At 68.0% G+C, this 6,456-nt stretch carries 5 protein-coding genes; all 5 read right to left on the bottom strand.

The features are described from left to right. Nucleotides 1-696: 696 nt before the first annotated feature. The gene (locus AC1VXD_RS19550) at nt 697-2,121 is read right to left on the bottom strand and encodes a DEAD/DEAH box helicase (RefSeq protein ID WP_482993441.1); all 1,425 of its coding nucleotides are present in this window, start codon (nt 2,119-2,121) and stop codon (nt 697-699) included. A 568-nt stretch (nt 2,122-2,689) separates the two neighbouring features. Next, nucleotides 2,690-4,000 (bottom strand): ribosome rescue GTPase HflX, encoded by a 1,311-nt coding sequence (hflX, locus tag AC1VXD_RS19545; protein ID WP_482993440.1) that lies wholly within the window; start codon nt 3,998-4,000, stop codon nt 2,690-2,692. Nucleotides 4,001-4,014: 14 nt separating this feature from the next. Beyond that, nucleotides 4,015-4,293 carry an RNA chaperone Hfq gene (gene hfq, locus AC1VXD_RS19540; RefSeq protein WP_150453533.1) on the bottom strand — a complete coding sequence of 93 codons (279 nt, stop codon included), beginning with the start codon at nt 4,291-4,293 and terminating at the stop codon, nt 4,015-4,017. A 96-nt stretch (nt 4,294-4,389) separates the two neighbouring features. Then, nucleotides 4,390-5,343 (bottom strand): tRNA (adenosine(37)-N6)-dimethylallyltransferase MiaA, encoded by a 954-nt coding sequence (gene miaA / locus AC1VXD_RS19535; protein ID WP_482993439.1) that lies wholly within the window; start codon nt 5,341-5,343, stop codon nt 4,390-4,392. Then, the gene (gene folP / locus AC1VXD_RS19530; protein ID WP_482993438.1) at nt 5,343-6,239 is read right to left on the bottom strand and encodes a dihydropteroate synthase; all 897 of its coding nucleotides are present in this window, start codon (nt 6,237-6,239) and stop codon (nt 5,343-5,345) included. Before folP ends, miaA begins: the two co-directional genes overlap by 1 nt. Between the last annotated feature and the right edge of the window lie 217 nt (nt 6,240-6,456).

The following is a 6,456-nucleotide window of genomic DNA, read 5'->3' as shown; positions in this document are numbered from 1 at the left end:
TGGTGTTTGAACTCATCGGTGTAGCTACGGCGGGTGGCGCGAGACATAAGGGGACCTCCAAGTACGATTCAGTATCGCTTCTTGGCGTCCGCTGCTGGGGGACCAGATCAGGGGGCCTCAGCCAGGACACGCCGTAAACCCATCCATGGGGGCTCGATGGCGCCATCCATGGCGCCAACGGTCCTGGCTGAGGCCCCCTGCCTCCCATGACAGTTTCCTGCGGGCGCGGACGCATCAAATCCAAGGCGGGAGCAAGGGCAAAAGCAAAAGCAAAAGCGAAAGCAGTGGCTTCGGCTTTTGCTCTTGAATTTGAATTTGAATTTGAATTTGATCCTTCTTCATCCGGCTACCCCGCGGGACAAGGAAGGCGCTGGAAATGTCTGAAGCGGATCGTGGCGGGGGGAGCGCGAAACCGTGAGGCGCATGGATGCGCCGACCGAGCCCCCATGGGTGAGGGCGCTTTGCTTGCGAAGCACTGCTTCGCAAGCGCCCGAACGCCCAGCCGCCAGCGGCTGCGCCGGACCGCGGAGCGGGGTTTACGGCGTGTTTCGCGCTCCCCCCGCCCCGATCTGCCCCACGCAGAACCAACCGCCAGCTTCCAAACCTTGGTAGCCAGCACAAAAAAAGGACGGCGCCTCAGCGCCGTCCCTCGATGGCCCCCCGCGCAGCGGGAAGCGCAACAACCGTCAGCTGGGATCAGCCAGCGCGAGCGCCGCCGTTGCCGCCCTGGCCGCGGCCACGGCCGCCACCACCATTGCCGCCACCGCCACGACGCTGGCCCTGACCCGCGCCCGCACCGGCACGCTGCTGGCCATTGCCACCGCCCTCACGACGGCCGCCGCCGGCCTTCTTCGGACCCGCATGCGCATGGCGCGGCGCATCACCGTGCGGACGACGCGCGTGGCTCTTGCGCGGTGCGCGCTCGCCGGTATCGTGCTCGGCCTTGCCCGGCGCACTGTTGCCCCAGCGGATCGGCGTCTGCAGCTCGAAGCCCGGCACGTCGCGGATGTCCATGTCGCGGCCCAGCAGGCGGGTGATCGCGCGCAGCAGCTTCACTTCATCCTGCGCCACCAGCGAAATCGCCTGGCCGGTCGCGCCGTTGCGGCCGGTACGGCCGATGCGGTGCACGTAATCCTCGGCGACCATCGGCAGGTCGAAGTTGATCACCTTCGGCAGCTCGTTGATGTCGATGCCGCGCGCGGCGATGTCGGTGGCCACCAGCACGGTCACGCGACCGGCCTTGAAGTCACCCAGTGCACGCAGGCGCTGGCCCTGGCTCTTGTTGCCGTGGATGGCCGCGGTCTTGATGCCGGACTTTTCCAGGAACGAGGCCAGCTTGTCGCTGCCGTGCTTGGTGCGCGCGAAGACCAGGGTCTGCTCGCGGCTGTCCTGCGCCAGCAGGTGCAGCAGCAGATCGCGCTTGCGGCTGCCATCGACCGGGTGCACGCGGTGGGTGATGGTCTCGGCCACGGTGTTCTTCGGCGTCACCTGGATCTGTTCCGGGTTACGCATGAACTCCAGCGCCAGCTGGCGGATGTTGTCCTCGAAGGTGGCCGAGAACAGCAGGGTCTGGCGGTTCTGCTTCGGCAGCTTGGCGAGGATGCGCTTGATCGACGGCAGGAAGCCCATGTCGAGCATGCGGTCGGCTTCGTCCAGGATCAGCACTTCAATGCCGGACAGGTCGACGCTGCGACGCTCCAGGTGGTCGATCAGGCGGCCCGGGCAGGCGACCAGCAGGTCGACGCCGCGGCGCAGGATGTCCAGCTGGTTGCCCATGCCGACGCCGCCATAGATGCAGGCGCTGGGGATGCGCAGGTACTTGCTGTAGCCGCGCAGGCTGTCATGCACCTGGGTGGCCAGTTCGCGGGTCGGGGCCAGGATCAGCGCACGTGGCTTGCGCGGGCCGCTGCGCACTTCCTGCGAAGCGGTGCCCAGGTGCTGCAGCAGCGGCAGGCCGAAGGCGGCGGTCTTGCCGGTACCGGTCTGTGCACCGGCCAGCAGGTCGCGACCGGCCAGCGCCAGCGGGATCGCCTGCTGCTGGATCGGGGTTGGGTTTTCGTAGCCCTGCTCGGCGAGCGCGCGCAGCAGGAAAGGCGCAAGGCCCAGGGATTCAAAAGACATTGAGATTGCTCCAAGTACAAGAAACGCCTGTCCGAAAGGACAGACGGGGGCAGATCAAACTGATCGGCTGACTCGGAGCGTTCCCGTGAACCGCGCTGCGAGAATTGGGTGCAGCCGGCACGGAGCGCAGGCTGGAATGCGTGACGAACGGCGTCGGAGTGGGGGCGGGCGAAGTGGGCGGACCCAGGTCGCCGGCGATCCCGGAGGGAAACGGACGGCCGCTGCAGACCCCGCAAGTCTAAACGATCTTGAAGACTCCACGCAAAAACCCCTGTTCAGGTAGGGGGGGGTGTCTGCAGGGCTTGCAGCCCTGCACCCGCAGAGGCCAGAGCCACGTCAACGTCAAAAGCCGGGTTCCTGAGGGTTGGCGGGGTGGGTCCGGTTGAGGGGGGCGCCGTAAACCCATCCCTGGGGGCTTGGTCGCGGCATCCATGCCGCTCACACCCCCTCAACCGGACCCACCCCGCCTTCGACAGTTTCCGAGTGCTGTTGGTGGGTGCCGACCGTTGGTCGGCACGGGGTCAGATCCCTTTGCGCAGCAAAGGGCTCTGACCCCACCCGTCGTGGTTTACCACTCCGGCAGTTTTTCCGGCAGCAGGGCGCGGATCGGGCCGCCGTCGGGGCTGGCGGCCAGCTTCTCGGCTTCGGCGATCGGGATGTCGACCTGCAGCAGCCAGCCGTCTTCGTCGGCTGCTTCGCTGCGGATCACTTCCAGCTGGTGCAGGCGCGCGCGCAGGCGTCCGGCGCTGGGCGGCAGGCGCAGTTGGCCGCTGACGTGCTGCAGGCCCAGGCGCTTGCCCAGCACGCCCTGCAGCAGTTCCAGACCTTCGCCGTCGCGGGCGGAGATCCACACCCGCTCGCGGCGCGAGGGATCGGGGATGCCGTCCTGGCCGTCGTGGCGCACCTCGGCACCCTCGATGCGGTCGATCTTGTTGAACACCAGCAGCTGCGGCAGGTCACCGGCGCCGACGGCGGTCAGGACTTCGTCGACCTGGGCGATGCGCTCCTCGCGGTGCGGATCGGCAGCGTCGACCAGGTGAAGCAGGAAGTCGGCCTCGCGCGCTTCGGACAAGGTCGAGCGGAACGCGGCGACCAGGTCATGCGGCAGGTCGCGCACGAAGCCGACCGTATCGGCCAGCACCACGCTGCCACCGGGCACCGCGATGCGGCGCACCGTCGGATCCAGGGTGGCAAACAGCTGGTCCGCGGCGTAGGCCTCGGCACCGGTCAGGGCATTGAACAGGGTCGACTTGCCGGCGTTGGTATAGCCGACCAGGGCCACACGCGGCAGTTCGCTGCGCAGGCGCGCGCGGCGCATCTGGGTGCGCTGCGTCTCAACCTTTTCCAGCCGCTTCTGCAGCTGCTCCACCCGCTTCTGCAACAGGCGGCGGTCGGTTTCCAGCTGGGTTTCACCCGGGCCGCGCAGGCCGATCGAACCGCCGCGCTGACGCTCCAGATGGGTCCAGCCGCGCACCAGCCGCGTGGCCAGGTGGCGCAGCTGCGCCAGCTCGACCTGCAGCTTGCCTTCGTGGCTGTGCGCACGCTGGGCGAAGATGTCCAGGATCAGGCCGGTACGGTCGATCACCCGGCGTTCCAGGAACCGTTCCAGGTTGCGTTCCTGGCCCGGGCTCAGCGAGTGGTTGACCAGGATCAGGTCCGCGCCGGTCGCGTCGGCCGCAGCCTTGATCTCGTCCAGCTTGCCGCTGCCGATCAGGGTCGACGGGTTGGGACGGTCCAGGCGCGCGGTGATGGTGGCGGCGATGCTGGCCCCTGCCGAGCGGGCCAGATCACCGAACTCTTCGAGCACGTCTTCTTCCAGCTTGCCGAAATGCGGCTGGATCAACAGGGCGTTCTCGCCCTTTTTCGAGCGGTCAAACATTCACCGCTCCGGAATCATTCGTCTGCTTCATCACCCGCCTGACCATCATTGTCACCCGACTGCACGTAGCCACCACCCGGTCCGACCTTCACGTTACGCGCCGGCACCACGGTGGAAATGGCGTGCTTGTAGACCATCTGGCTGACGGTATTGCGCAGCAGGACCACGAACTGATCGAACGATTCGATCGTGCCCTGCAGCTTGATGCCGTTGACCAGGTACACCGAAACCGGCACGCGTTCGCGCCGCAGTGCGTTCAAGAAAGGATCCTGCAGCGATTGCCCCTTGGACATTGCTAACTCCTGATTATTGTTCTTATTGGGTTGCCGGCGGATGCCGCGGCCCCCGAGCCGCCTGCCGACCCGTGATGGTACACGGCCGGCGGCGGTTCAGCGTGCGACGAAGGTCGACACCGCGCCGGACAGGCGCTCGTGGTCGATATGGGGGTCGAACCAGCGGGCATCAAGCTCGCCACGCAGCCAGGTCAGCTGGCGCTTGGCCAGCTGCCGGGTGGCGAAAATGGCCTTGTCACGGAAGCGGGCGGCGTCGCCCTGCCCGTCAAGGAATTCCCAGGCCTGGCGATAGCCGACCGCGCGCACCGCCGGCAGGTCCAGCGGCGCGGCCACGGCCGCCATCTGCGGCAGGGCCCGCAGGGTACGGACCTCGTCCAGGAAGCCCTGCGCCAGCATGGCGTCGAAGCGGGCCTCGATGCGCTGGTGCAGCACCGCCCGGTCGCGCGGGGCCAGGATCAGCTTCAGGGTCCGCACCGGCAAAGGCGCAACGCCCGGACGGCGCTGCCATTCAGTGATCGGGGTGCCGGTCAGCCGGTAGACTTCCAGCGCCCGCTGGATGCGCTGCGGGTCGGTGGCGTGGATGCGCGCGGCGGCGGCCGGGTCGACCTGCGCCAGTTCGGCGTGCAGGGCGGCCCAACCGTGATCGGCGGCCTCGGCACTGAGCACCTCGCGCATTGCCGGGTCGGCCTCGGGCATCGGCGAGAGTCCCTGCAGCAGGGCACGGAAATACAGCCCGGTGCCGCCAGCCAGGATCGGGGTCTTGCCGCGGGCGACGATGTCGACCACCACGCGACCGGCATCGGCGGCGAACTCGGCCGCCGAATAGGTCTCCCAGGGATCGCGCAGATCCAGCAGATGGTGCGGCGCCTGCGCGCGCTCGGCAGCGTCGGGCTTGGCCGAACCGATGTCCAGGCCGCGGTAGACCAGCGCCGAATCGACGCTGACGATCTCGCCGTCCAACTCCTGGGCCAGACGGATCGCCGTGGCGGTCTTGCCACTGGCGGTCGGGCCCATCACCGCGATCGCCAGCGGACGCTGGTCGACAGCCATCAGTCTTCGTCCGGCCAGCGGATCGACGGGGCAGCATCGACGCGGGGTGCGGGCACCGCGTCCACGGCCTCCCAGATCTTCAGGGCATCGACCGTGGCGGCCACGTCATGCACGCGCACGATGCGGGCGCCGCGCTGCACGGCGATCAGGTGCGCCGCCACCGACGCGGCCACGCGTTCGGTCGCCACCTCGCGGCCGGTCAGCTCGCCCAGGCTGCGCTTGCGCGACAGGCCGGCCAGCACCGGCACGCCCAGCTCGAGGAAACGCTCGGACCGGGCCAGCAGGGTCATGTTGTGCGCGGTGGTCTTACCGAAGCCGAAGCCCAGGTCGATCAGCAGATTCTTCTTGGCAATGCCGGCCATTTCGGCAGCGAACAGCCGCTGCACGAGGAAACCGTGGACCTCGGCCACCACGTCGTCGTAATGCGGGTCGGCCTGCATGTGGCCAGGTTCGCCCTGCATGTGCATCAGCACCACCGGCACCCCGGTATCGGCGGCCGCCTGCAGCGCGCCATCCTGGCGCAGGCCGAAGATGTCGTTGATCATGCCGGCGCCCGCCGCCACGGCCGCGCGCATCACCTCCGGCTTGAAGGTGTCGATGCTGATCGGCACGGTGGTGCGAGCTGCAAGCTGTTCGATCACCGGCAGCACGCGCTGCAGCTCTTCTTCCACCGACACCGGCGCAGCACCCGGACGGGTGGATTCGCCGCCGATATCGAGCAGGTCTGCGCCCTGCTCCGCCAGTTTCAGGCCGTGGGCGACGGCGGCATCGGTGCTGTCGTGCGCGCCACCATCGGAGAACGAATCCGGGGTGACATTGACGATGCCCATGACCCGGGCGCGGTCCAGGCCCAGGATGCGGCCGGCGCAGTCGAGCTGGGGGGAGATATCGAACATGGGCAATCCTGCGGGCAACGGCGTTTAGTTTAGTGCGGCAGGGCTGCGCCCTGCACCCGCAGAGGCAGCTTCAGCATCAACGTCAAAAGCCGAAGCACCGGCAACAGCGGGCATTCCGAGGGTTGGCGGGGTGGGTCCGGTTGAGGGGGACGCCGTGAACCCATCCATGGGGGCTTGGTCGCGGCATCCATGCCGCTCACACCCCCTCAGCCGGACC

The organism is Stenotrophomonas sp. STEN054 (genome assembly GCF_056854535.1).
The sequence above is the reverse complement of the archived record's forward strand: the minus strand, read 5'-3'. Positions and strand labels throughout refer to the sequence as shown.